The sequence below is a fragment of the Gardnerella lacydonensis genome (assembly GCF_048545055.1).
Taxonomy (GTDB): domain Bacteria; phylum Actinomycetota; class Actinomycetes; order Actinomycetales; family Bifidobacteriaceae; genus Bifidobacterium; species Bifidobacterium vaginale_C.
This window is the reverse complement of record NZ_JBKQXT010000002.1, coordinates 285,963-308,192: the sequence shown is the minus strand read 5'-3', so window position 1 is coordinate 308,192 and position 22,230 is coordinate 285,963. Positions and strand designations below refer to the sequence as shown.

Below are 22,230 nucleotides of genomic sequence, written 5' to 3'. Positions count from 1 at the left end.
AGGCTAACCGCCGAAAAAATGCTTGACTTTATGGGCTTTTCGGGCATCTGATCGTCAGCGGCAAGAAACAAAAATGACCGCAAAATCGCTCCGTGGGAACATAAGTCTTTTGAAGAGCTTTATCACGAGCTTCCCCTGCTCAAATGCGGCTACACCGCTCAGAATATCGGCACGGCGTCACCGGCTGATATGGGCATTTATTATTCAAAAGACTAGCAGCAAAAGTACGGCGTGGTCGGCATGGAGATTAGTCTTATACAGCCACTGGAGACAGAGCGGCTGATTCTCCGTCCTTGGGAAGAAGCAGATGCGGAAGAATGTTATAAATACGCAAAAGATCCACGTGTAAGTCCTATTGCCGGGTGGTCGGTGCATACAAGCGTGGAACACAGCCGTCAGGTCATCCGGGACGTGCTGATGGTGCCGGAGGCCTATGTCATCGTGCTGAAGGAGTCGGGGCTTCCTGTTGGTAGTATCGGACTGCATTTCCACAGCGATCTTGCTAAAAAGGATGACGAGGCGGAGTTGGGTTACTGGCTGGGTGTTCCGTGCTGGGGACAGGGACTTGTTCTAGAAGCAGCAAGTGAGCTGTTGCGCTACGCTTTTGAAAATCTGAAACTTTCCCGTGTGTGTTGTGGATACTACGATGGCAATGAGAAATCGAAACGTGTGCAGGAGAAGCTTGGATTCAAGTATCAATGGACAACCGAGGAAGTACCTGTGCCGCAGATGGGCGAAATGCGTAAGGGACACGTCAATTTGATGACGATAGAGGACTGGAAAGGTCTCATTACGCTTTATACGCCATCTTTGGAAGAACTTTGGTTCAAGCAGGAAATGCTGGCAGATCCGGAAACCATGTCATATAACCATGCATGGGGAGGGACGATTTCTTTTCCGAAAGAGGAATGGTGCTACTGGTATGATTTCTGGATTGCGAATCATGAGAATAAACATTATTACAGATATTTGAAGGACAACACAGGTCGTTTTATTGGAGAGATTGCCTATCATTGTTATAGCGGCCGAAACTTTTATGTCGCAGATGTCATAATCTATGCTCCACACAGAGGAAAAGGCTATGGCGGCATTGGATTGGATTTGCTGTGTAGTGCCGCTAAACAAAACGGAGTGAAAATACTGTATGACGATATCGCCATAGATAATCCGGGAATCACGATGTTTCTGAATCGTGGATTTGTCGAGGAATACAGGACAGACGAAATCATCATACTCAAAAAAGAACTATAAAGACCTATGAAGGAAAGCGTTCGCTTAATTTGAAAACGCTAGTCCCAATTTTGGGGCCCACTTTAGAGAGGGGACTATTTGGGAAATCATCGCGGGTAGGGGGCGGTGCGAATCTCTACAGGTACGGCTCCCAGGGAACGGCGCGGGGGTCACGTGTGCAAAATCGCGAAATGAAAAGTGAAAATCTGACGGGGGTGAATTTACCTCTTAGGTGAATCTGCATCTTGACTAAATTGGATACCCGTGTTATCATATATTTACCTCAAAGGTAAATCCGAAAGAAGGGTGATGCTTTGGATATCACGTACAAAAACAACAAAATCAAAAAGGTTTGTATGGATGCCAAAGCTGCAGAGAGAACCTACGGTCGAGAAATGGCCGATAAAATACATCAGCGTATAGATGAAATTGGCGCAGCAGACACTGTTGAAATGATGATTCAGTTCCGTATTGGACGATGTCATCCTCTTAAGCAGAATCGGAAAGGACAATACGCAGTGGATTTGGTTCATCCGTACAGATTGCTATTTGAGAAGAATGGCGACGAAATCCAAATAGCGAACATTTTGGAAATAGTCGATTATCATTAATGATCAAGATGATAAGTCAAGGAGGTAGCACTATGGTGAGAAGTCGCAGTTATATTGCAACGCCACCTGGGGCGACAATTAAAGAGCAGTTGAACGACAGAGGTATGAGCCAGAAGGAGTTTGCGACCAGGATGGATATGTCTGAGAAGCATATCAGCAAGCTTGTAAACGGTGACGTACAGCTTACACCGGAGACCGCTGTTAGGTTAGAGATGGTTTTAGGTGTTCCAGCTAAGTTTTGGAATAACCTTGAGGCAATCTACAGAGAGAAGATTATTAAGGCAGGAGCAGAAAACGCAATGGATGCTGATGCCGAGATGGCAAAACAATTTCCCTATAGCGAGATGGCAAAATTCGGATGGGTCCCGAAGATCAGAGAAGCTAAGGATAAAGTTGTCAATCTTAGGAAATACTTTGAAGTTGTTGATCTTTCTCTTCTTGGAAGCGAGCAGATTACAAGAATTGCATGTAGACGTCTGGCAATCACAGAAAAAAGTGATTTGGCGTTGATGGCTTGGGCTCAGGAAGCAAAGATTAAGGCACGAGATATCCAAACCGCACCAATCAACGTTAAAGGCTTAATTTCCGCTATGCCAGAGTTACGAAAAATGACCGTGCTTAAGCCAACGGAATTCTGCCCTCAGATAAAGAAATGTCTTGCAGATTGTGGAATAGCTTTAGTATTTCTGCCACACCTTAAAGGATCTTTTCTTCAGGGAGCTTCCTTTATGGATGGAAGTAAAATTGTTGTTGGACTTACGGCAAGAGGAAAGGACGCGGATAAGTTTTGGTTTAGTTTGTTCCACGAACTTGCCCACATTGCTCTCGGCCATGTAGGACAGCCTAACGGTACATCTGAGGATGATGAAAAAGCTGCTGACAAATGGTCTGGTGAGACACTGATAACATCTAAGGAGTTCGAGGCTTTCAGAAGAGGTAGAGATTATTCAGAGAGAAGCGTACTCCAGTTTGCAAAAGAACATGGAATTGCACCTGGGATAGTAGTTGGGAGAATGCAGACGGAAGGAATGATTAAGTATAGCATGCTGAATAATCTGAAAGAAAAATATGAAATAGCTGTATAAAGTAATCATCGAAAAGACTTTGAAGGATCATGTGAAGAGCATGGTCCTTTTATTATGCGAAAAATAAAGGAAGGAACAGATTGAATCAGCATATAAGCAGATTAACGCGACTCTTGCTTCTGATTTGTTGAATGAAGTATTGAATATTTCTCCGTATACTTTTGAAAAACTTGTTGTTGATCTTCTTTCCAGTATGGGTTATGGGGCTATTGCTTATGGTAGTCATGCTACTGTCGCTTCTAGTGATGATGGAATTGATGGTGTAATAATGGAGGATCAGCTTGGGTTCTCACTGATTTATATACAAGCTAAGAAATGGGCTTTAGATAAAGTTGTTGGGCAGCCTGATATTCAAAGTTTTGTTGGTGCAATTGCTGGTAAGCTTGGACATGGTCTTTTTGTTACAACATCTAGGTTTTCGCAGAAAGCTAAGGATTATGCTGACAATCATCATATTATTTGGTTGATGGTGTGAAGCTTGCAAATCTTATGATTAAGCATAATTTTTGTGTTTCAACAAGAAAAACGTTTGAAATTAAAACGATTGATACTGATGCTTTGCTTGAATATCAAAATGAGTAGTGTTTTGTGTAAATTTTGTGACTTGATTTTATTATGTTTTAAGTTTATTAGCTGGTTTCTTACGGTTTTTGAATGCGATTTGGCTTTTAATATTACGTATAAGTGTAATTTGCTAATGTTAATGCAGTGACATTGCAATGCCAATGCAATGTTGTATAATCGTCGTAAGAAATAAGGGGTGATTGTATGGCGAAAACAGCTAACTTGTATGCTCGTATTGATCCGGAGTTAAAAGAGCAGGCAGAGTATATATTGAATTCTTTGGGTCTTCCTCCTTCGAGTGCTATTACCATGTTTTATAAGCAGGTTGTTTTACGGCAGGGGCTTCCTTTTGATGTTAAATTGGGTTATAGAGAGCCGCGTGATGTGAGTTCTATGACTCAAGGTGAGTTGAATGATGAGTTGGAAAAGGGTTATAAGTCGGTTTTGTCTGGTGATGTGAAGCCTGCGAGTAAGGTTTTTGAATCTTTGCATAAGGAATTTGACTTATGATTTACGTTGTGCACATTTCGCGTGAGGCTGAGGAAGACTTGCGTGGTATTTACGCTTATATTGCGTTTAATTTACTGTCTTTGAAAAACGCGCAGGGGCAGGTAAATAGGTTGGAGAAAGCAATATTGAGTCTTGATGAGTTTCCTCTTGCGCATCGTTTAGTTAGTTTTGAGCCATGGAGAAGTAGAGGTTTAAGGTTCATGGCGTGTGATAATTTTCTTATTTTTTATTTTGTTTTTGAAGAAAAGCATGAAGTTGTGGTTTCTCGTGTGCTTTATGGGAAAAGAGATATTGAGAAAGTTATAAATGACAATTAAAGTTTTAACGATAGCTTTTTCTATCGTTAAAAAGTGCACCCAATATCTATAGTATGCACTCAAAAAAGTGTAAATATGCTACCAGTACTTTTCATCAATATCGAAACAATTACATTAACGTATCATAGAATGCAAGAAAACAATAGGAAAAGAGAAGGAGGTGCAGTATGGTTACTGAACGATTAAAGATAAGAAAATTTACTAATAATGATCTAACGGAACTCTATAATCTACTTTCAGATGAAGATGTCATGGAATTTATAGAACCTCCTTTTTCGTTGGAAAAAACAGCGGATTTTCTAAATAGTGTCGCACTGATTGACCCTCCTTTGATCTATACGGTGGAAGATTTTAATCAGAATTTTATTGGATATGTAATATTCCATGAGTATGATGAAGACTCCTTTGAACTTGGTTGGATACTTAATAAAAGATACTGGGGAAAAGGATATGCCAATGATTTAACAAAAGTCTTTATAGAACGTAGTTCAAAGATAGGGAAAAACTTGGTTATTGAGTGTGATTCGAATCAGGAAATCTCCAAACATATTGCGCTGAAAAATGATTTTGAATTTATTGGAGAAAGTGATGGTTGCAGTGTATTCAAAAGAAAGCTGGTTAATAAGATTTAAAAAGGTGACAAAGTGAGAAATTGGAAGTTGGAAGGAGATGAAGCTGCATGAAAGAATATATCGTGAGTTTAGAAAAAGAATTTTCGTTGATAGAAAATGGCTTCAAAGAGGAGGAAAAAAGAGCCTTTGCAGATTACAAATCTAATGATAATGAATATATAAGAAAATTAGCATTTTTAGCATATAAATCTGATGTCTACCAAGTTAGAATGTATGGTGTATTTCTTTTTGGATACTTATCAGAGCAAGATGATATTTTAGCATTTATGAGAGATGAAGTTTCCAAAGATGATAATTGGAGAGTTCAGGAAGTATTGGCGAAGGCATTTGATGAATTTTGCAAGAAAATAGGATATGAAAAAGCACTTGAAATAATTGATGAATGGTTAAAAAACAATAATCCTAATACAAGGAGAGCGGTTACAGAGGGACTTAGAATATGGACAAGTAGACCATATTTCAAAGATAATCCGAATGAAGCTATCAGACGAATTGCTGCATTAAAAGAAGATACGAGTGAATATGTTAGAAAATCGGTAGGGAATGCTTTAAGAGATATTAGTAAAAAATTTCCAGAGTTAATTAAAGCTGAACTTTGTAACTGGAAGTTAGAAAGCAAAGAAATAAATCAAGTATACAAATTAGCGAGTAAGCTTGTAAGCTAACAACTCCCAGTTTGTCGAGGTAATACTTTTTAACGATAGCTTTTTCTATCGTTAAAAAGTGCACCCACTATCCATAGTGTGCACTCAAAAAAGTGTAGCTATACTAGGAGTTCTCTCAATCCACGTCGAGAGTGTTGTATTGATGTCAAGGGCTGATTAGGTGGGTGCATTTTTGCCCTTGTGTAGCAAGGCTTAACGAGAACTATCGTTAAAAGGTTTAGCGTATGGCGTCTTTAAGCTGGGTTCTCGCGGTTTTTGAGCGTGATTTTGCTGTTTGAGGAAACATATCAACGCTCTAGGGTCGAGTGCACAGGATGGATAACGTTAAAAAGTGCACCCACTTTGCACCCACCCTGTAAGTGGAAAAAATTTATGCAAAAGGAAATGTACCGTAGCATATGTGGGAGAAAAAATATACGAGTCTAGTGAACAGGTTCAATACTGTAGAATCAAGGCTTAAGGGAGTAAAAGCTCGCATTGTTGAAAAGCAAGCGAGGCATGATGGAGTTGAATATTTTATCGAGGACTTGAAAAAACAGGACTTGTTAACAGTGTTCGATGAAAACGTCTGGCTTAGCATGGTTGACCATCTAACTGTGCATCACGATGGAAAGGTTGATCTTACTTTCCTTGATGGGAGCAAAACAGAATTAAAGCGTTAAGCTTATAGGAAATGTTAGAAGGCAAAATAAAAGCATATCAGCAAGCTGCTGACGTGCTTTTTTGCTGTTAAAAGAGTTACACGTTGAGTATGATAGGATAGATGTACATGAGATTCTTGAAATGAATTCAATTCTTCCTAACTTCTAAATCACGCTGTTTTAAAAATGTCAACCATTGCAGTATCACATCTAAAGCCAGTTTGGCGTTTCCTAAATTGCAATGATTTCCCGCATTTTCTTTTTCAGTAAAAAGGCGAAATGTGAGAGAGTTCGCATTGGTAAGTGCGTTGATTTCTTTGCCGATCATTCGGTAATCAACGAGGTGGTCTTGGTTGGCACCAAGAATCAATACATCTTGTTCAATCATGGAGGCCACATCCATAATCTGATATTTACTCACTTTCTTCAGATAATCATAAATGCTGTCAGCTCCATAGGCGTACATTCCATGATTGACACCCCATTGAAATAATGGGTCATTCTTCCGTATCAATTTCATCATGCAAAGAATAGGGCTGAGAACGATGCGAAGATTATGTTTCAACATAAACCGAACGATACCGGCTACCTTTTTTGGTATTTGGTCGAGAACCACGTCAAGAAAGTCCGGAAAAACAGACCAAGATACAGCCCTTGTAATTCTCTTGTCAAGTGCAGCAGCACGCAGGGCCAGCATAGCTCCCAAAGAAACACCAATAATAATGACGTCATTCAAGTGAAAGAAATCTAATATTGCTTTGACCGGACGTTCCCAAGCATATGTAAAGTGTTTACCTTGAACACGAAGAACGTTGCCTTGTCCAGGACCTTCAAATAGATATACATCATACCCGTGTTCAGAAAGATATAACATCGGCAAAAACATTTCCTCATAGCATGAATCGTTACCACCGTGTAAAAGAATGGTGCCCTTACATTGTTTTTGAGTTTTTGCAACCATGATTGGCAGCATAACATCTTCATATGGAACTTGAATTTTCTGGACACGTCTCTCATCGAAATAAGAATGGTAATACTCATAAAACAGTCCTGTGGCTTTTATATAGTATTCCTTGTTGCCAGGATTTCCATCAAAAAATTCGCTCATCTGGTAATATGCAATTGCCTGAGGGATTCTGTTTTGAGAGAGTGCATGATCCCCAAGGTAAATCATTTCCTGTTTCCAGCTTGTGCTGTCTGTAATCCTTTTGGCAGCCTGCATCACATCGTTTAAATTCCCTCCATCCCAAAGAATGACACGGTTAAGCTGAAAGTTAAAATTAGGATCAGGATTTAGGTGATACATACCTTGTTTAAATTCCAACTCCATGCAAAAGACCTCCTTAAAAATTTGCTATTTGTGGGTAATTAAACTTCCCACTTCTTGATAAAAGTTTCAAACGATTTCATACATCTATGCAAAACAGCCACCATTAAGAGCATCAAAATAGCGCCTACTACACAACTGATCCATAATTGAGCTGTGGTAAAAGAAAGGAATTCATTTGAGACCCAAAGGATATAAAAGCAAAACGGAAGTAACGGGACTGCGGTGACCACTCCGGGTACATAGCCTTTAAATTGCGACGCCAACATACAATGCACAATCAGGTGAATGGTAAATCCAAAAAATAATCCCAGCCACAAAAAGTACCAATCAAAGATACAAGCAGAGAGCGATAAAGCTGAAATAATGAAAAATTCAATCAATACACCAATGGAAAATGACGGGGTGCTTCCCAAATCGGCAAATGGAATCTTCTTCATTTTTGTTGTTTGTATTTTTCTTTTATATTTCCGTTTCCATGCCTCTACAAAAATAATCTCCTCGAAGTCATGCAGCATAAAAATAACCGGGAACAGCCAAACAATCGTATTTATTGTATTCATAAAATTGAGCCTCCTTTATCTGTCTCACTTGTGTCACTTTCTAATTTATATTATATTCAAAAAGACATGATTGTTAATGGAAGAAGTTCAAGTGCTACAATCCCGAAAAAGTGTGACAGGAGGACCAAAATGAGTTTGGTAGAAAAGGAAAAGAATCCCATCGCTGAGCAATCCCGTCAATGGTTGATGCAGTCCTTGTTGGATCTTATGAGCCAAAAAGACTACGCTCGTATTACCGTAACAGAAATCGCCGAACATGCGCTTTTATCAAGGAGAACTTTTTATCGGATCTTTGAGTCGAAGGAGCAGGTATTACAGCAATGCTTCTTAGAAAGATGTGAGGACTACATTACTTATTTTCAAAAAGACAGGCACTATACACTGGAGCAGATTGTGGAAGTGTTTTTTACCTTTTGGGAGAAACAGATCAACTTTTTGCGTCTTTTGCAGCGGAATCATCTGTTCTATTATCTGCTGGAAGAATTCAATCGGGCCTTACCTGTGATTTATGACACCGTTCGTGGAAATCAAAATTTGTACGATAGCATCTTTGAAAAGAAAGCTGCACTGCTTGTCAGTGCCGGTGCACTTTGGAATCTTCTTTCCGAATGGATGCAAATGGAAAATCGCCCGTCTCCAAAAGAAATATCTAAAATGATGCTACAAATAATTGCATCTAATTCTTGAGTTTTTTAATAGTTAATCTGATACACTAACGGTAGTAATTGCGCGAAAAAGGCTGACAAAATCTTTATAAAAAATAGTTAAAACAGCCGGTCAATTATTACAATCGACCTGTTTTTATGCTTAAGGCACTTAGCTTTCAAGATATAATAAGTGCTAGACTGATTTCAATAGATGAAGGAGGTGCTTTTTATGTCCAATTCAAACTCAAATTACACTAAGCAACTCATTGATGATTACTGTGTGCTGGATACCGAAACGACCGGCTTATCTGCGTATTACGATGAAATTATTGAAATTGGTATTTTAAGGGTCAGGAACAATGAAATTGTAGATCGTTATGACCAGTTGATTAAACCAAACTTTGACATAGACGATTTTATTACAGCATTAACAGGAATAACTAATGAAATGTTGGAGAGTATGCCGTCTATCGCTGATGTGAAAACGGCTGTGCTTTCATTTATTGGTGAGGATATTATTCTTGGGCATAGTACTTCTTTTGATATGCGTTTTTTGAATGAGGGTTTTAAGGAACAATTGTCTAATCAGTATATGGATACGATGCAATTTGCTCGTAAACTGTATCCTGAGTTGAAGCATCACAGGCTTTCTGATTTAACTGATTATTTGGGTTTGCATAATAATGAGCATCGTGCTTTAGCTGATTGTATTGCGACGAAAGAATTATATGATGCAGTTAAAACACGCATGGCTGAGAAGAATCTAGTAATTGAAGATTTATGGCCTGTTAGCGGAAGTCACGGTGGTAAATGGATAGATATCAAAGCAATTAAGCCTGATGAAGTGGTTGTTGATAAAGATGGATTTTTCTATAATCGGCACGTGGTTTTTACTGGTAAGCTTGAGAAAATGCTTCGCAAGGATGCTCAGCAGATTGTAGTGAATCTCGGCGGTGTCTTAGATAATAGTGTGACTAAGCAAACAAACTATCTGATACTTGGGGATAATGATTACAATGCAATTCTTAAAGGTGAAAAGTCATCAAAGCATAAGAAAGCAGAAAAGCTCAAGCTTGAGGGGCAAGATATAGAAATCATCGATGAGAGTACTTTCTATGATTTGATAAATGAGTGAAATTGGATGATCGAGAGGTAGTTAGGTGTCTAAAATAAATGTTGAAGGTTCAGAGATCAGCATTATCGCCATTGGCAATAGAGATTATATTTCTTTAACGGATATGGTTAGAAATATTGATAACGGTTCTGCTTTGATTGAAAAGTGGCTTAGGAATAAGAATACAATAGAGTTTTTAGGTATTTGGGAAGAAATGTATAACACGAATTTTAATTCCACCGAATTCGAGGGAATTAAAAATGAAGCAGGACTTAACCGTTTTATATTATCTGTTAAGCAATGGGTGTAGAAATCAATTTTATTTATGCAAATGAAGCGGATATTCTTAATGTTTCTTTATTTGGAATAACAGCTAAAGAGTGGCGTGATGAAAATCCGGATTTAAAAGGCAATATTAGAGATTATGCAGATATATCTCAGCTTGTTTGCCTTTCTAATCTTGAGAATCTTAATGCGGTATTTATAAATGAAGGTATGAGTCAATCTGAAAGATTGGAGAAATTAAATGCAATAGCTATTGAACAAATGAGGATACTGTCTGAAAGTGAATCAATTAAAAAATTGCAATAAGATTGCGTCGTATCATTGGGAAACAGTAGCGGTGTCTCGGGAAGAATATCGCCTACCAGCCGATTACATGAATAAAGGTGAACTGTATCTCTTTGCGTCACGAGATATTCTTGATTCTCATTATGATTTGTCTAAAGTCACTCTTGGCAGTAAGCCCATCAAATTAGTTGACTCACAGTTTAATTTACCTGGTTCAGGGCTTAAAGCTTTATTTTTAGTTGGAAAATTTGATTTAAAAGACAAGCCAAGCTCTGATGTTCTTAAAGTACCAGGTATTGATAAAACAGGTAATGTTGCTATAGGTTATAAGGAAAACTAGTAATATTTTTCACTCAAGAATCAAGCTATTAAGCCAATCTCAAACTTTTTAACGATAGCTTTTTCTATCGTTAAAAGATGCACCCACTATCCATAGTGTGCACTCAAAAAAGTGTAGCTATACTACCCGTTCTCTCAATCCATACAGAATCAGTGGTGCTCCTTTGCAAATCGCACTTAATAATATATCGTTTTGATGACACCTGCTTGCGTACAGTCTAGGTCCTGAGTTTAAGAAGTTGCTTGTTGAATATTATGAGGGTGAAGATTTGCAGGTGATTGCTTCGTTTATGATGGATATTGTTGGAAGCATTAAACGAGCACTGATTGGCTATTTTGTTTGCTGCGTGCATTTTCTGCATAAGAAGATAAGTTAACCAATTTGAGCGTAATTTTAAAGTTGAACTTGAAATTTACGCCCATTATTAGAACACTGCGGCTTCAATCTCAAAGGTGAATTTTTAATTTGTTTCGTTTATAATAGAAACAACTATAAAAAACAATAAATTTATCGACTATAATCGAAATTGTAAGCAAAGCTGTAATCGAAAGGTGTGAGGATATGTCATATATATTACGTAAAAAATATCTTAATAAGATCAAACCTTTTATTGACAAGCCTATTGTGAAGGTGATTACAGGTATGAGACGAGTGGGAAAGTCCACTTTGTTAAAAATGATTCAATCTGAATTGCTTGTAGACGTTCCTCAAAGTCGTATTATTTATATCAATTTAGAATCAGCTCAATACTTATCTGTGAAAAATGATTTTGATCTGCAGAAATTAATTACAGAACGTAGTCAACAAATAGAAGGTAAAATATATTTTTTCTTTGATGAAATTCAATTAGTTTCTCACTGGGAACGTGTTATAAATGCGCTTAGAGTTGATTATGATTGCGATATTTATTTGACTGGTTCTAACTCAAAATTATTGTCCGGAGAGCTTGCCACCTTGCTTGCAGGGCGTTACGTAAGTTTTGAGGTGCTTCCTTTTACTTTTAGCGAATTCGTGAATTTGTATCAAAGTTTGAATTTAAGCATACAGGAATTATTTCAGCTATATATCAAAATTGGTGGTATGCCTCCTCTTCATTATTTTAATGGGGAAGAGGAGCCGAGTTTTAGATATTTAAACGACATTTATAATACCGTTGTTGTTAAGGATATACTTGAATACAATTCGATCCGAGATGTTGACGTATTTAATCGCATTTTACTTTTTTGTTTAGATAATATTGGACAAAGTTTTTCAGCTAACAGTTTACGAAAATATTTTGTTAGCGAAAATCGTAAAGTTTCAGTCGATACCATTTTGAATTACTTGAATTTTTGCCAAGCGGCGTATCTTCTAAAAAAAGTTCCACGCTATGACAGTGTTGGGAAAAAGTTACTGACGGTTGAGGAAAAATATTATGTAACAGATCATGGTTTTAGGCAAGCAGTAGGTTTCTCAAACGTTGCGTCAATTGAATGTATTCTAGAAAATATTGTCTATATTGAGCTTTTGTCTCGTGGTTTTCAGGTTCAAGTTGGTCGTATTAATAATCAAGGAATCGATTTCATTGCTACTAGACAAGGTGAAACTGAGTATTATCAAGTCTCTTATTTGATGGCTAGCGAAGAGACTCGTAGCCGGGAATTTGGTGTTTATCGATTGGTTAAGGATAATTATCCTAAATATGTTTTGTCGATGGATACAATGAATTTTTCGCAAGAAGGGATTATACACAAATATTTACCAGATTTTCTACTGGAAGAGAATGCGTAATCTGCTTGATTTTGCTCTTATGTAGATTATGTTTCGCGATGGCTATTATTAAAAGGTTTAATTTGAAAGCGTAAGTGCGATGTTTCATAGTTTTCCTTGCGAATTGGCGGGATATTAGTACTACGATTGGCGAGTTTTCATTCCGACGATTGGCGAAATTCTGTTCCGATGTTTGGCGGCATCAGTGAAGATGATTGGAAAGCGCAGTGCGAACATGAGAGAAAACAAATTGGCGGTCGGTTGCGCTCATTTGTCGGCAGAAATTGCGCTTTCAATGGCAATTGCCAACCGCACTTGCTACTACGCAACTGCTGTTTCAGCTATAATTTCACCATAATCATGATGAATTCTAGTTTGAAATGGAGATCTTTTTATGATTTTAGCAGATAAAATATTGGAACTGCGTAAGCAAAACGGTTGGTCGCAGGAAGAATTTGCGGAAAAATTGGGCGTCAGTCGCCAAGCTGTTTCCAAATGGGAAGGCGCACAAAGTATCCCGGATATGGAACGGATAATTGCATTGAGCCGTTTGTTTGGTGTTAGTACAGATCTTCTGGTAAAAGATGAAATTGATGTTATGGGGAAGAACGTCAACGCAGATGAAAATGCCTGCCAGGAAGAAGCCGGCGTTCGCATGCGGGTAATTGAGCTGGAAGAAGCCTCCGCTTATATTGCTCACAGAATATCATTTGCCGCCTATGTTGCTCTAGGCGTTTTTCTTTGTATTCTGGCGGCAATCCCGTTGGTCGGCAGTGATCTTTTGCTTTCTCACACAGTAAATGCGCAAGTCGGTAAAACTTTGGGCTTAGCATTTAGTGTTGCGATTATTACCGTAGCTGTAGCTATTTTTATTATTCAGAGTTTCCACGGAAAGCGTTATCAATATTTGGAAAAAGAGGACTTTGAAACGGCTTACGGTGTTGACAGTGTGCTCAAAGAACGCTTGGAACGGTTCATGCCGTCGTATGTTCTGCGGACGGTCAGCGGTGTCGTTTTATGTATGGTTGCTTTTATTTTTCTTATAATTTCGGATATAGCGCCGGAATTTTATCAACTTTCATCCGGCTTTTTTGTAGTTATCGCTATTGCCCTGGTGGCAGCAGCTGTTTATTTATTCGTACAGGCGAATATTGTCCGCTCGTCCTATTACCGTTTGCTGCAACCGAAGAAAAAGATTGTCTATCCTGCAAAGATTAGGTTATTCCTCCAAGCTTACTGGCTTATAGTTGTCTGCATTTATTTAGCCTACAGTTTCATCACGTCCGATTGGGGAAAAAGTTGGATTGTTTGGCCGTTGGCCGCATTGACTTACGGAGTAATAGAAGTAGTGCTCAAAGCGTGGAGGCTCGGAAAGAAATAAGTGACTTTCGGAGCCGATTTTGTTCCGATGTTTGGCGGCGTTCGTGAAGATGATTGGAAAGCGCTGTGTGTGAAATACATGTCATCAACTCATAAAGGGCAAGATATTTAGTGTGCTGTGATAGTTTGTGTTTTCGTTCTGACATTTGTTTGTGTTCATGAAGGTGAGTGTAAGACTAAATAATCTTGTTAGAAAGAAAAAATTTGTGCTAGTTTGAAAGATTTAATAAAATACTCTCATTGGTGCAGCATACGTAAATAACAGTACCCGACGCGCCTATTAACAATGCGGACCAAGTCGGGTCTTTTGATTTTTGGTCTATAACCCGATATTTAACAAGGGAGTTGTTCAAGTGGCGAATAGTAGGAAGTTTGTAGCAAAAACGAAAGATGTTAGCTTAAAGGTTAGAAGGGCTGATTCTTTTAGTATTAGTTATGTTAATTGTGAAAAAGACGTGTTTGGGATTGAAGAAAATCAAGATGGTATAAAACTCGTTCAAACAGAAAAAGTGTCGGCTTTTTACTGGTTGCATTGGCTTGCTAAAGGCACTCCTGAGGTAATTGTTTCGTTGCCAGAGAGTGTTTATTTTTGTGAGATTGAAGCTGAGTCGAATCAAGTATTAGTAACGGATATTAAAGCTGACAAGATTTATGCGGAGGTTCATAATGGCAGGGTGGAAGCAAGGAATGTTCAGGCGAATGATGTTTTTCTAAAGTGCCTTAATGGTTCTGCTGTGGCGAATAATGTTAAGGTTGTTGCTTCTTGCATGGTGGATACGTTAAATGGTACGAGTGTTTTAGAAGGAGAAATACCTAAGGATGCATGTCTTGAAGTAGTTTGTGAGAATGGTATTAGCGAGGTTTCTGATAAGAATAAGGTCAATCTTAGTTGTAATAATCTTGGGCGCAAAACAGACGGATGTGCTCACTATGCTGTGCATTGCTTGAATGGGAAAGCTGTAGTGAAGTAATATTGTTGCGGTGTTTTATGTCCGCTACTTTGACCAATCGCACGAAATAGAGTTTGGCATATTCTAAAAATGCTTCGGAATGTTGGAGTATTAGGCTTGGTGGTTTTTAATCCAAGTGTAAAGGTCATTTTCATTTGCTTCGCCTGATGCAACTTTGAGAATAATATCAATCAGTTCTTCATTTGGCAAGTTTCTCATAGACTTTTTTATTCTTTTTGATGAACATATCCGATAAAGCCATGACATCATCATCAGCTGGAACAGAAACCTCATAGGCTTTAGGGAACTCTAAAATCACATAGCGCGGAGAGTTGTTTTTTAGTATTACAGCTGAGCCGTATTTATCGACAAGACGAGCAACCTTTGAGAAGTTTTGATTGGCTTCAGAAATTGAAATCAGCGTATCTGTATTTACATTCATAACGATAGCCTCCTTTTAAGGGGATTGTGCCCTATATTTTAGGATGAATCAATCCTAAGTATTTCAAATCCACATCATAACTATTAACTCAGAAAAGATGTGATAGGTGTCAATCGGAACTCATGGTTTGCTGATTGAAGCTGTATAAATACAACAGTCCTAGGTTGAGCATTAGACGGCAACGTAGCAAAAAATACTTGACTAAAATACTTGACTATGACGTTGCGTAATACTTTATTCTAGTGATAAGGAAGGAGGTGAGATAGTGAAAACAGTGAATGAAGTCAGTAAGATAGCAGGAATTAGTATTCGTACTCTTCAGTATTACGACAAAATCGGTTTGTTAAAACCGTCCGCTTATTCGGAGTCAGGATATAGGTTGTATGGTGATGAGGATCTAAAGGTACTACAATCCATTTTGCTGTTTAAAGCTTTGGAATTTCCGCTCAAAGAAATTAAAGAAATAATAACCAGTGAGCATTTCGACAAAGATTTAGCGCTGGAACAACAAATCAAATTATTAATCCTGAAAAAAGAGCATTTGGAAAATTTAATTCGTCTTGCAAAGGGATTAAAAGCATTAGGAGGTAACTATATGAACTTTACAGCATTTGACACAAGCAAAATTGATGAGTATGCCAAACAGGCAAAAGAGTATTGGGGAGATACACCGGAATTCAAGGAATTTGAAGCTAAAGAAAAAAGGAGAAACAGCGAGGAAACAAAAATGCTACATCAACAACTCATGCTTATTTTTGCAGAATTTGGCAAGGTAAAATCACAACACAGCGATTCAGTTGAAGTTCAGGCTTTGGTAAAGAAACTGCAGGAATTTATTACAGCTAATTTCTATAAGTGCTCGAATGAGATTTTATCCGGACTTGGCAAGATGTATGCTTCTGGTGGTGATTTTACGAAAAATATAGATGCGTTTGCAGGCGAAGGGACATCAGTATTTGTCAACAAGGCAATCGAATATTATTGCAAGTAAGTTTTATAATTGAGTTATTGATTAAAAACACCTAATTAACTAATGTAGTGCTCCCAAAAGTTGGACCAAAAATCTAACTTTTGGGATTATTGCAAAAAGGTGCTTTAATTTTCTACCAGAATAAAAAATTGTTTTGTAGAAAATAGATTCTCAAACTTTTTAACGATAGCCCTTCCTATCGTTAAAAAGTGCACCCACTATCCATAGTGTGCACTCAAAAAAGTGTATAAATACTACGAGTTCTCTCAATCCAGATTGAAGTACTGTTTTTAGTAGTCTTTAGTGTTAATTTATCATCGCATTTATTACCATTTTTGATTAATTCTCAATCATTAAGAGTTGATGATACCCCGTTGCATATGGCAATTAGAGAAGCTCTTGCAAACACGTTGATTCATGCTGATTATTATATGCGAGGAAACGCGGTTATTACATATAATGATGCTGTGAGTACTGATGTTGACGGTTCTTCACAATCTTCTATAGAAAACAAATAGCGCAAATGATGGTTTTAAGCTTTCTTTTGCAAACCCTGGGTGTTTACGTATGCCTATAGAAGTGGCTTTGGCTGGAGGTTTTTCTGATTCTCGAAATTCCGCACTGCTTAAAATGTTTGCACTGATTTCTGTTGTTGAACGTGCAGGAAGCGGATTTGATGCTATGAGAGCTGGATGTGATTGGGCTGGGATACCTCATCCAAGGTTAAGCGAGTCCTTTAATCCTGACCGTACTACTCTTGAATTTTTTGTAAGCGATAAGAATAACATTGTATCTAGTCCTGAAAATCACAAAACGAATCTTAGTGTTCATTCGTCAAATTTAGTGAATAATACTTATAATTCAGGACTTACTGCAAATGCACTTTCACAAGATTCTAATAAGTCGCACAAACGTATGAGCGTTGACGATTGCTATAAAAAGATTATTGAAGCAGTAAATAATCATGGAACAATAAAGCGTGAGCAAGTGCAAAATATTCTTAACGTGGGTAGCACCAAAGCTAAGCAATTGTTATCTAATCTAGTTAGTAGAGTAGATATTTCAGTTTGTGGAAAAGGTCGGTCTACTACTTACGTTTTTAACCGCTAGTTAAACAAAAACCGCACATGTGTGAATCAATCCACTTGCATGTGCGGCTTTTGTTATTTATTACTGATTAATCAAATCAGGCGTTTACGCGATCGATGCCGGACTGTACGTCAGCAATCACGGAATCCCAAGACTTGATGAAGGCGGCAACACCGTCGGCCTCAAGCTTGTCGGTAACGTCCTTGATGTTGATGCCAAGCTCAGCAAGCTTGTTCATAACAGCGTGGCTCTCTTCGTAAGTACCCTTAACGGAAGGAGCACCGTTGCCGTGATCAGCAAGAGCGTTCAAAGTCTTCTCTGGCATGGTGTTAACAACATGCTCAGCAACCAACTCGTCAACGTACTTGCAATCAGAGTAAGCTGCGTTCTTGGTGCCAGTAGAAGCCCAAAGTGGACGCTGCTTCTTAGCGCCCTTGGCCTCAAGTTCAGCCCAACGTGGATCAGCTGCGAACTTCTTCTCGAAGAGTTCGTAAGCCAAGCGAGCGTTAGCAACAGCAGCCTTGCCTTCAAGAGCCTTAGCTTCTTCAGAACCGTTAGCTTCGAGGAGCTTGTCAACAGCAGTATCAACGCGGGAGACGAAGAAGGAAGCTACGGAGCCGATGTGCTTCAAGTCGTGGCCGTTAGCTGCAGCCTGAGCGATACCTTCGATGAAGGCGTCGATAACCTGCTCGTAGCGCTCGAGGGAGAAGATCAAGGTTACGTTCACGGAAATACCCTTAGCAAGGGTAGCGGTGATAGCTGGAAGACCTTCCAAAGTTGCTGGAATCTTGATCATAACGTTTGGACGATCAACCTTTGCCCAAAGCTCTTCAGCCTGCTTCTCAGTGTTAGCAGTATCGTGAGCCAAGCGTGGGTCAACTTCGATGGAAACGCGGCCGTCAACGAAATCGGTCTTTTCAGCAATCTCGCGGAAGATATCAGTTGCGTTACGAACATCGGTGGTGGTCAACTCGCGGATAGCGGTTTCAACGTCAACCTTGCCGAGTTCCTTAAGCTGTGCGTCGTATGGACCAACCTGGCTCAAAGCCTTCTGGAAGATAGATGGGTTGGTAGTAACACCAACAACATTCTTGTTAGCAATCAAATCCTGCAAAGAACCAGACTCAATGCGGGTACGGGACAAATCGTCCAACCAAATAGAAACGCCGGAATCGCTAGTGCGCTGCGTTGCTTCAGTCATGTTATCTCCTTAACACTGTGCTCCACCAGTTGGAACACGTTGGTAGTGTTGGCGTTTTTACAGGAAACAGCGGTTGATGCTAAACCAACTGTAGCTTAACATCAACACGCCTTTGCTGTTTCCAGTGAAGTTGCTAAATTAGCACTTCGAGTTTTGTGATGAATCAATTTTATTTTGATACATCAAGTTTTTATTTTGCTTAATTTCTATCTTAAGCGCGAGCTTCTTCGATAGAAGCCTTAGCAGCTTCTACTACATGCTCAGCAGTAATGCCCAAGTCGATCATGTTCTGACCGCCGTCACCCTGCAAGCCGTACTGTTCGATAGAAACAGCCTTGCCGCAATCGCCAAGATACTTATACCAAGGCAATGCCAAGCCAGCTTCGATGGAAACGCGAGCCTTGACGGACTTTGGCAAGATTGCTTCCTTGTACTCTTCGTCTTGCTCTTCGAACCACTCGAGAGATGGCATAGAAAGAACGCGAGCCTTAATGCCTTCAGCTGCCAAAGTCTTGGCGCCAGCAACAGCCCACTGAACTTCAGAGCCAGTAGCCATGATGATTACGTCTGGAGTGCCTTCGCAGTCAACCAACACATAACCGCCGTGCTTTACGCCTTCGCGAGCCTTCTCAGCAGTTTCTGCGAGGGTCGGCACGCCCTGACGGGTCAAAATCATAGCGGTTGGGTAGTTGTTCTTCTTCTCGAAGAAGTAGCGGTAAGCTTCAGCAGTCTCATACTCATCTGCAGGGCGTACAACCTCAAGCTGAGGAATAGCGCGGAATGCAGCCAAGTGTTCGATTGGCTGGTGAGTTGGGCCATCTTCGCCCAAGGCTACAGAGTCGTGAGTCCAAACGTAGAGATTTGGAATCTCCATCAAAGCAGCCAAGCGAACTGCTGGACGCTCGTAGTCAGAGAACTGGAAGAATGTGCCGTTGAATGGGCGAGTGTCAGAACCAAGCAAAATGCCGTTGGTAATAGCACCCATTGCGAACTCGCGCACACCAAAGTGAAGCTGGCGACCGTACTCGGAAACGTTTGGCCAAGTGCGGGTTGCGTCTTCGGATGGACCGAAGGAGTCAGCGCCCTTAATATTGGTGTTGTTGGAGCCGCCCAAATCAGCGGAACCGCCCCAAAGTTCTGGCATAACAGCAGCGATTGCGTTAAGAACTGCGCCAGAAGCCTTACGGGTAGCGACCTTGGAACCGACTTCGAAGCCAGCGACCAAGTCGTCAATAGCCTTGTCGAATCCTTCAGGAAGCTTGCCAGCCTTAAGACGCTCGTAAAGAGCAGCCTTATCTGGGTTTGCAGCAGCCCACTTTGCAAGAGCTTCATCCCAAGCCTTGTGAGCAGCCAAGCCGCGCTCTGCAACCTTGCGAGCATGAGCCAAAGCTTCTTCGTCGATTGGGAACGAAACTTCTGGATCGAAACCGCAAAGTTCCTTCAAGCCCTTAACAGCTTCTTCACCAAGCTTAGAGCCGTGGGAAGCTTCATTGTTGGTCTTGCCTGGGGTTGGCCAAGCAATCAAAGTGTTAACCTTAATGAAGTGAGGCTTATCGGTAACTTCCTGAGCCTTTTCAATAGCTGCAGCCAAAGCCTGAACGTCTTCCTTGTAGGAGCCGTCTGGCTGAATGAAGCTAACTTCATCGGTGTACCAACCGTATGCACGGTAACGAGCAAGAATATCCTCGGAGAAGGTGAGCTTAGTATCGCCTTCAATCTGAATGTGGTTTGCATCGAAGATTACGGTCAAATTGCCAAGCTTCTGGTTTCCAGCCAAGGAAGCAGCTTCAGAAGAAACGCCTTCCTCAACGTCGCCTTCGCCGCAGATAACCCAAACCTTGTGATCGAATGGGGAAGTGCCAGCTGGAGCTTCTGGATCAAGAAGACCACGCTCAAAACGCTGGCCATAAGCGAAACCAACAGCAGAAGCAAGACCCTGTCCAAGAGGACCAGTGGTCATTTCAATGCCTGGAGTCAAGCCATATTCTGGGTGACCTGGAGTACGCGTGTCTGCGCCGCCACGGAAATACTTGAGATCATCAAGAGTCAAGCCGTATCCAGAGAAGAACAGCTGCACATATTGCGTAAGCGAAGCGTGGCCGCCAGAAAGAATAAAACGATCGCGACCGGCCCACTTTGGGTCAGCTGGATCGTGCTTAATGAAGTGCTGGTACAAGGTGTACGCAATCGGTGCCAATGAAACAGGGGAGCCAGGATGTCCGTGTCCTGCTCGCTCAACAGCATCAGCCGAGAGAACCTTCGCCATCTTTACGGCGCGCTCGTCTAATGCAGACCAGTTGAATTCGGTCATGTGATCTACTTTCCTTCCAATAATTCGGGTTTTTTGCGCACAGCTTACGCTGGCCATCACCCTCACATTGCCATTTAATCCTATCTTTTATATCAGACGAATTTCTAACAAAGTGTGTCAAAACTTAACAAAAGTTTATATTTATAGTTAGTTGTTAAGATAACAAAAAATAGTTAATCACATATTATTCTGGAATATATAATAGTTGACAGTAAAAGTTACATTACCTAAATAAAAGGAGGATCAATGCAGTCACGTCGCATGATGATACTCCGTGCGGTTGTTGAAGATTATATTCGTTCACACGAGCCAGTTGGGTCAGCGTCTTTGGCTAAAAATCACAAATTAGGTGTTAGCTCTGCAACAATTCGCAACGATATGTCAATACTAGAAGAAGAAGGTTATTTAATTCAGCCACATACATCTGCTGGTCGAATTCCTACGGAAAAAGGATACAGATATTTCGTTGATGGAATGGCAGCGCTAATACCACTTTCTAATGCACAAAGAAGAGGAATACGCAGTTTCTTAAGTGGATCTGTAAGTTTGCAAGACACACTTCAACGTTCAGCTCGTCTTCTTGCAAGTATCACTGGGCAGGTTGCTCTTGTTGCGTCACCTGCATTATCTAGATCAAAAGTAAAAAGAATTGAGATTGTTCAAGTATCGTCATCAACTCTTCTTGTTGTAGTAATTACAGACGCTGGAGGAGTAGCGCAACATATGATTCAGGCTTCCAATGTGGATTCAGATGATTTGTTGCATTTAACAAATATGATTAATGAAGATTGCATTGGATTGTCGCTTTTGAATGCATCTAAAAAAGTGTGTGCATTGTCGGAACGTAAAGATCTAGTTTCCTCGCTACAAATAATTAAACAATTGTCTAATGCTATTGAAGATATGTACGATGGCGATCGAGCACACGAATTATACATGGCTGGAACCTCCCAGCTTGCACATAGACAAAATATTGGTGATTTTGCTGCTCTTTTTGATGCTTTAGAAGAGCAAGCTGTTATTATGCGTTTGATGACTTCGCTAAGTGAGGAGGCAAGTGATTGTGCAAGTGGAGTCAGTGTTGCAATAGGTTCAGAAACTCACACGCCTGGTCTTTTGAACGCTTCTGTTGTGACGAGTGCTTACGGATATAATTCCGATCCTGATTCCGCATTCATTGGTTCAATCGGACCTACTCATATGGATTATGCTGCAACAATGACTGCGGTTAAAGCAGTGGCTAAGTATCTTAATGCGTTTATATCCGAAAATTCATAAAAATATAACTGGCTGTGCCTTATGCAAGAATTATTTTATTAAGG

The 22,230-nt window shown here is 40.0% G+C and carries 26 protein-coding genes; 21 read left to right on the top strand and 5 right to left on the bottom strand.

Annotated elements, in window-relative coordinates:
* The first annotated feature begins 240 nt into the window (after positions 1–240).
* The 9 genes from ACJV45_RS03310 (at position 241) to ACJV45_RS03270 (ending at position 6,276) form a co-directional block, all read left to right on the top strand.
* Positions 241–1,251, top strand: coding sequence for a GNAT family N-acetyltransferase (locus ACJV45_RS03310; protein ID WP_419397651.1), 1,011 nt, complete (start codon positions 241–243; stop codon positions 1,249–1,251).
* A 335-nt stretch (positions 1,252–1,586) separates the two neighbouring features.
* Complete coding sequence (locus ACJV45_RS03305; RefSeq protein WP_419397650.1) at positions 1,587–1,841, top strand: type II toxin-antitoxin system RelE/ParE family toxin; 255 nt, start codon at positions 1,587–1,589, stop codon at positions 1,839–1,841.
* 32 nt (positions 1,842–1,873) lie between these two features.
* Entirely contained in the window at positions 1,874–2,926 is a 1,053-nt protein-coding gene (locus ACJV45_RS03300; RefSeq protein ID WP_419397649.1) for a HigA family addiction module antitoxin, read from the top strand.
* A 139-nt stretch (positions 2,927–3,065) separates the two neighbouring features.
* Positions 3,066–3,401, top strand: coding sequence for a restriction endonuclease (locus ACJV45_RS03295; protein WP_419397648.1), 336 nt, complete (start codon positions 3,066–3,068; stop codon positions 3,399–3,401).
* A gap of 293 nt (positions 3,402–3,694) precedes the next feature.
* Positions 3,695–4,000, top strand: coding sequence for a type II toxin-antitoxin system RelB/DinJ family antitoxin (locus ACJV45_RS03290; RefSeq protein WP_419397647.1), 306 nt, complete (start codon positions 3,695–3,697; stop codon positions 3,998–4,000).
* The gene (locus tag ACJV45_RS03285; protein WP_419397646.1) at positions 3,997–4,317 is read left to right on the top strand and encodes a type II toxin-antitoxin system RelE/ParE family toxin; all 321 of its coding nucleotides are present in this window, start codon (positions 3,997–3,999) and stop codon (positions 4,315–4,317) included. Before ACJV45_RS03290 ends, ACJV45_RS03285 begins: the two co-directional genes overlap by 4 nt.
* Positions 4,318–4,484: 167 nt before the next feature.
* Entirely contained in the window at positions 4,485–4,949 is a 465-nt protein-coding gene (locus tag ACJV45_RS03280) for a GNAT family N-acetyltransferase (RefSeq protein WP_419397645.1), read from the top strand.
* 47 nt (positions 4,950–4,996) lie between these two features.
* Complete coding sequence (locus ACJV45_RS03275; protein WP_419397644.1) at positions 4,997–5,614, top strand: DNA alkylation repair protein; 618 nt, start codon at positions 4,997–4,999, stop codon at positions 5,612–5,614.
* A gap of 398 nt (positions 5,615–6,012) precedes the next feature.
* Positions 6,013–6,276 (top strand): hypothetical protein, encoded by a 264-nt coding sequence (locus ACJV45_RS03270; RefSeq protein ID WP_419397643.1) that lies wholly within the window; start codon positions 6,013–6,015, stop codon positions 6,274–6,276.
* 127 nt (positions 6,277–6,403) lie between these two features.
* On the opposite strand, the gene ACJV45_RS03265 is transcribed toward ACJV45_RS03270, so the two are convergent.
* Positions 6,404–7,585, bottom strand: coding sequence for an alpha/beta fold hydrolase (locus tag ACJV45_RS03265; RefSeq protein ID WP_419397642.1), 1,182 nt, complete (start codon positions 7,583–7,585; stop codon positions 6,404–6,406).
* A gap of 38 nt (positions 7,586–7,623) precedes the next feature.
* A complete protein-coding gene (locus ACJV45_RS03260; protein ID WP_004111736.1) occupies positions 7,624–8,145 on the bottom strand; it encodes an HXXEE domain-containing protein in 522 nt (173 codons plus the stop codon).
* A 129-nt stretch (positions 8,146–8,274) separates the two neighbouring features.
* Between ACJV45_RS03260 and ACJV45_RS03255 the strand changes: the two genes are divergently transcribed.
* The 8 genes from ACJV45_RS03255 (at position 8,275) to ACJV45_RS03225 (ending at position 14,916) form a co-directional block, all read left to right on the top strand.
* Positions 8,275–8,832: a TetR/AcrR family transcriptional regulator gene (locus ACJV45_RS03255; RefSeq protein ID WP_419397641.1), complete on the top strand. Its 558-nt coding sequence runs from the start codon at positions 8,275–8,277 to the stop codon at positions 8,830–8,832.
* A gap of 189 nt (positions 8,833–9,021) precedes the next feature.
* Entirely contained in the window at positions 9,022–9,927 is a 906-nt protein-coding gene (locus ACJV45_RS03250) for an exonuclease domain-containing protein (RefSeq protein WP_419397640.1), read from the top strand.
* 25 nt (positions 9,928–9,952) lie between these two features.
* Positions 9,953–10,216 carry a KilA-N domain-containing protein gene (locus ACJV45_RS06965; RefSeq protein ID WP_472850111.1) on the top strand — a complete coding sequence of 88 codons (264 nt, stop codon included), beginning with the start codon at positions 9,953–9,955 and terminating at the stop codon, positions 10,214–10,216.
* Positions 10,207–10,497 (top strand): hypothetical protein, encoded by a 291-nt coding sequence (locus tag ACJV45_RS06960; RefSeq protein WP_472850110.1) that lies wholly within the window; start codon positions 10,207–10,209, stop codon positions 10,495–10,497. Before ACJV45_RS06965 ends, ACJV45_RS06960 begins: the two co-directional genes overlap by 10 nt.
* A 67-nt stretch (positions 10,498–10,564) precedes the next feature.
* Complete coding sequence (locus ACJV45_RS03240; RefSeq protein WP_472850109.1) at positions 10,565–10,816, top strand: hypothetical protein; 252 nt, start codon at positions 10,565–10,567, stop codon at positions 10,814–10,816.
* Positions 10,817–11,377: 561 nt separating this feature from the next.
* Positions 11,378–12,586 (top strand): ATP-binding protein, encoded by a 1,209-nt coding sequence (locus ACJV45_RS03235; protein WP_419397639.1) that lies wholly within the window; start codon positions 11,378–11,380, stop codon positions 12,584–12,586.
* Between the two features lie 373 nt (positions 12,587–12,959).
* Positions 12,960–13,946 (top strand): helix-turn-helix domain-containing protein, encoded by a 987-nt coding sequence (locus ACJV45_RS03230; protein WP_419397638.1) that lies wholly within the window; start codon positions 12,960–12,962, stop codon positions 13,944–13,946.
* A gap of 352 nt (positions 13,947–14,298) precedes the next feature.
* A complete protein-coding gene (locus tag ACJV45_RS03225; RefSeq protein ID WP_419397637.1) occupies positions 14,299–14,916 on the top strand; it encodes a hypothetical protein in 618 nt (205 codons plus the stop codon).
* A 178-nt stretch (positions 14,917–15,094) separates the two neighbouring features.
* Here the strand turns inward: ACJV45_RS03225 and ACJV45_RS03220 are convergent, their stop codons facing one another.
* Positions 15,095–15,337 (bottom strand): type II toxin-antitoxin system Phd/YefM family antitoxin, encoded by a 243-nt coding sequence (locus tag ACJV45_RS03220; protein WP_415686337.1) that lies wholly within the window; start codon positions 15,335–15,337, stop codon positions 15,095–15,097.
* Positions 15,338–15,602: 265 nt separating this feature from the next.
* Between ACJV45_RS03220 and ACJV45_RS03215 the strand changes: the two genes are divergently transcribed.
* From ACJV45_RS03215 to ACJV45_RS03205, 3 genes are all read left to right on the top strand, one after another.
* Positions 15,603–16,328: a MerR family transcriptional regulator gene (locus ACJV45_RS03215; protein ID WP_116437144.1), complete on the top strand. Its 726-nt coding sequence runs from the start codon at positions 15,603–15,605 to the stop codon at positions 16,326–16,328.
* Positions 16,329–16,687: 359 nt separating this feature from the next.
* On the top strand, positions 16,688–16,825 hold the full coding sequence (locus tag ACJV45_RS03210) for a hypothetical protein (RefSeq protein ID WP_419397636.1): 138 nt from the start codon (positions 16,688–16,690) through the stop codon (positions 16,823–16,825).
* A gap of 49 nt (positions 16,826–16,874) precedes the next feature.
* Positions 16,875–17,417 carry an ATP-binding protein gene (locus tag ACJV45_RS03205; protein WP_419397635.1) on the top strand — a complete coding sequence of 181 codons (543 nt, stop codon included), beginning with the start codon at positions 16,875–16,877 and terminating at the stop codon, positions 17,415–17,417.
* 76 nt (positions 17,418–17,493) lie between these two features.
* Here ACJV45_RS03205 and tal read toward each other — a convergent pair whose 3' ends face one another.
* The gene (tal, locus tag ACJV45_RS03200; RefSeq protein ID WP_016828836.1) at positions 17,494–18,597 is read right to left on the bottom strand and encodes a transaldolase; all 1,104 of its coding nucleotides are present in this window, start codon (positions 18,595–18,597) and stop codon (positions 17,494–17,496) included.
* Positions 18,598–18,808: 211 nt separating this feature from the next.
* On the bottom strand, positions 18,809–20,908 hold the full coding sequence (gene tkt / locus ACJV45_RS03195) for a transketolase (RefSeq protein ID WP_004117899.1): 2,100 nt from the start codon (positions 20,906–20,908) through the stop codon (positions 18,809–18,811).
* A gap of 261 nt (positions 20,909–21,169) precedes the next feature.
* On the opposite strand from tkt, the gene hrcA reads away from it, so the two are divergent.
* Positions 21,170–22,186: a heat-inducible transcriptional repressor HrcA gene (hrcA, locus tag ACJV45_RS03190; RefSeq protein ID WP_016810515.1), complete on the top strand. Its 1,017-nt coding sequence runs from the start codon at positions 21,170–21,172 to the stop codon at positions 22,184–22,186.
* Positions 22,187–22,230: the final 44 nt, after the last annotated feature.

Excerpts from the sequence above, each read along its gene's own strand:
- ACJV45_RS03310 (WP_419397651.1), top strand. The coding sequence starts at position 241 with ATGGAGATTAGTCTTATACAGCCACTGGAGACAGAGCGGCTGATTCTC.
- ACJV45_RS03305 (WP_419397650.1), top strand. The coding sequence starts at position 1,587 with ATGGATGCCAAAGCTGCAGAGAGAACCTACGGTCGAGAAATGGCCGAT.
- ACJV45_RS03300 (WP_419397649.1), top strand. The coding sequence starts at position 1,874 with ATGGTGAGAAGTCGCAGTTATATTGCAACGCCACCTGGGGCGACAATT.
- ACJV45_RS03290 (WP_419397647.1), top strand. The coding sequence starts at position 3,695 with ATGGCGAAAACAGCTAACTTGTATGCTCGTATTGATCCGGAGTTAAAA.
- ACJV45_RS03285 (WP_419397646.1), top strand. The coding sequence starts at position 3,997 with ATGATTTACGTTGTGCACATTTCGCGTGAGGCTGAGGAAGACTTGCGT.
- ACJV45_RS03280 (WP_419397645.1), top strand. The coding sequence starts at position 4,485 with ATGGTTACTGAACGATTAAAGATAAGAAAATTTACTAATAATGATCTA.
- ACJV45_RS03275 (WP_419397644.1), top strand. The coding sequence starts at position 4,997 with ATGAAAGAATATATCGTGAGTTTAGAAAAAGAATTTTCGTTGATAGAA.
- ACJV45_RS03270 (WP_419397643.1), top strand. The coding sequence starts at position 6,013 with ATGTGGGAGAAAAAATATACGAGTCTAGTGAACAGGTTCAATACTGTA.
- ACJV45_RS03265 (WP_419397642.1), bottom strand. The coding sequence starts at position 7,585 with ATGGAGTTGGAATTTAAACAAGGTATGTATCACCTAAATCCTGATCCT.
- ACJV45_RS03260 (WP_004111736.1), bottom strand. The coding sequence starts at position 8,145 with ATGAATACAATAAATACGATTGTTTGGCTGTTCCCGGTTATTTTTATG.
- ACJV45_RS03255 (WP_419397641.1), top strand. The coding sequence starts at position 8,275 with ATGAGTTTGGTAGAAAAGGAAAAGAATCCCATCGCTGAGCAATCCCGT.
- ACJV45_RS03250 (WP_419397640.1), top strand. The coding sequence starts at position 9,022 with ATGTCCAATTCAAACTCAAATTACACTAAGCAACTCATTGATGATTAC.
- ACJV45_RS06960 (WP_472850110.1), top strand. The coding sequence starts at position 10,207 with ATGGGTGTAGAAATCAATTTTATTTATGCAAATGAAGCGGATATTCTT.
- ACJV45_RS03240 (WP_472850109.1), top strand. The coding sequence starts at position 10,565 with ATGAATAAAGGTGAACTGTATCTCTTTGCGTCACGAGATATTCTTGAT.
- ACJV45_RS03235 (WP_419397639.1), top strand. The coding sequence starts at position 11,378 with ATGTCATATATATTACGTAAAAAATATCTTAATAAGATCAAACCTTTT.
- ACJV45_RS03230 (WP_419397638.1), top strand. The coding sequence starts at position 12,960 with ATGATTTTAGCAGATAAAATATTGGAACTGCGTAAGCAAAACGGTTGG.
- ACJV45_RS03220 (WP_415686337.1), bottom strand. The coding sequence starts at position 15,337 with ATGAATGTAAATACAGATACGCTGATTTCAATTTCTGAAGCCAATCAA.
- ACJV45_RS03210 (WP_419397636.1), top strand. The coding sequence starts at position 16,688 with ATGGCAATTAGAGAAGCTCTTGCAAACACGTTGATTCATGCTGATTAT.
- ACJV45_RS03205 (WP_419397635.1), top strand. The coding sequence starts at position 16,875 with ATGCCTATAGAAGTGGCTTTGGCTGGAGGTTTTTCTGATTCTCGAAAT.
- tal (WP_016828836.1), bottom strand. The coding sequence starts at position 18,597 with ATGACTGAAGCAACGCAGCGCACTAGCGATTCCGGCGTTTCTATTTGG.
- tkt (WP_004117899.1), bottom strand. The coding sequence starts at position 20,908 with ATGACCGAATTCAACTGGTCTGCATTAGACGAGCGCGCCGTAAAGATG.
- hrcA (WP_016810515.1), top strand. The coding sequence starts at position 21,170 with ATGATGATACTCCGTGCGGTTGTTGAAGATTATATTCGTTCACACGAG.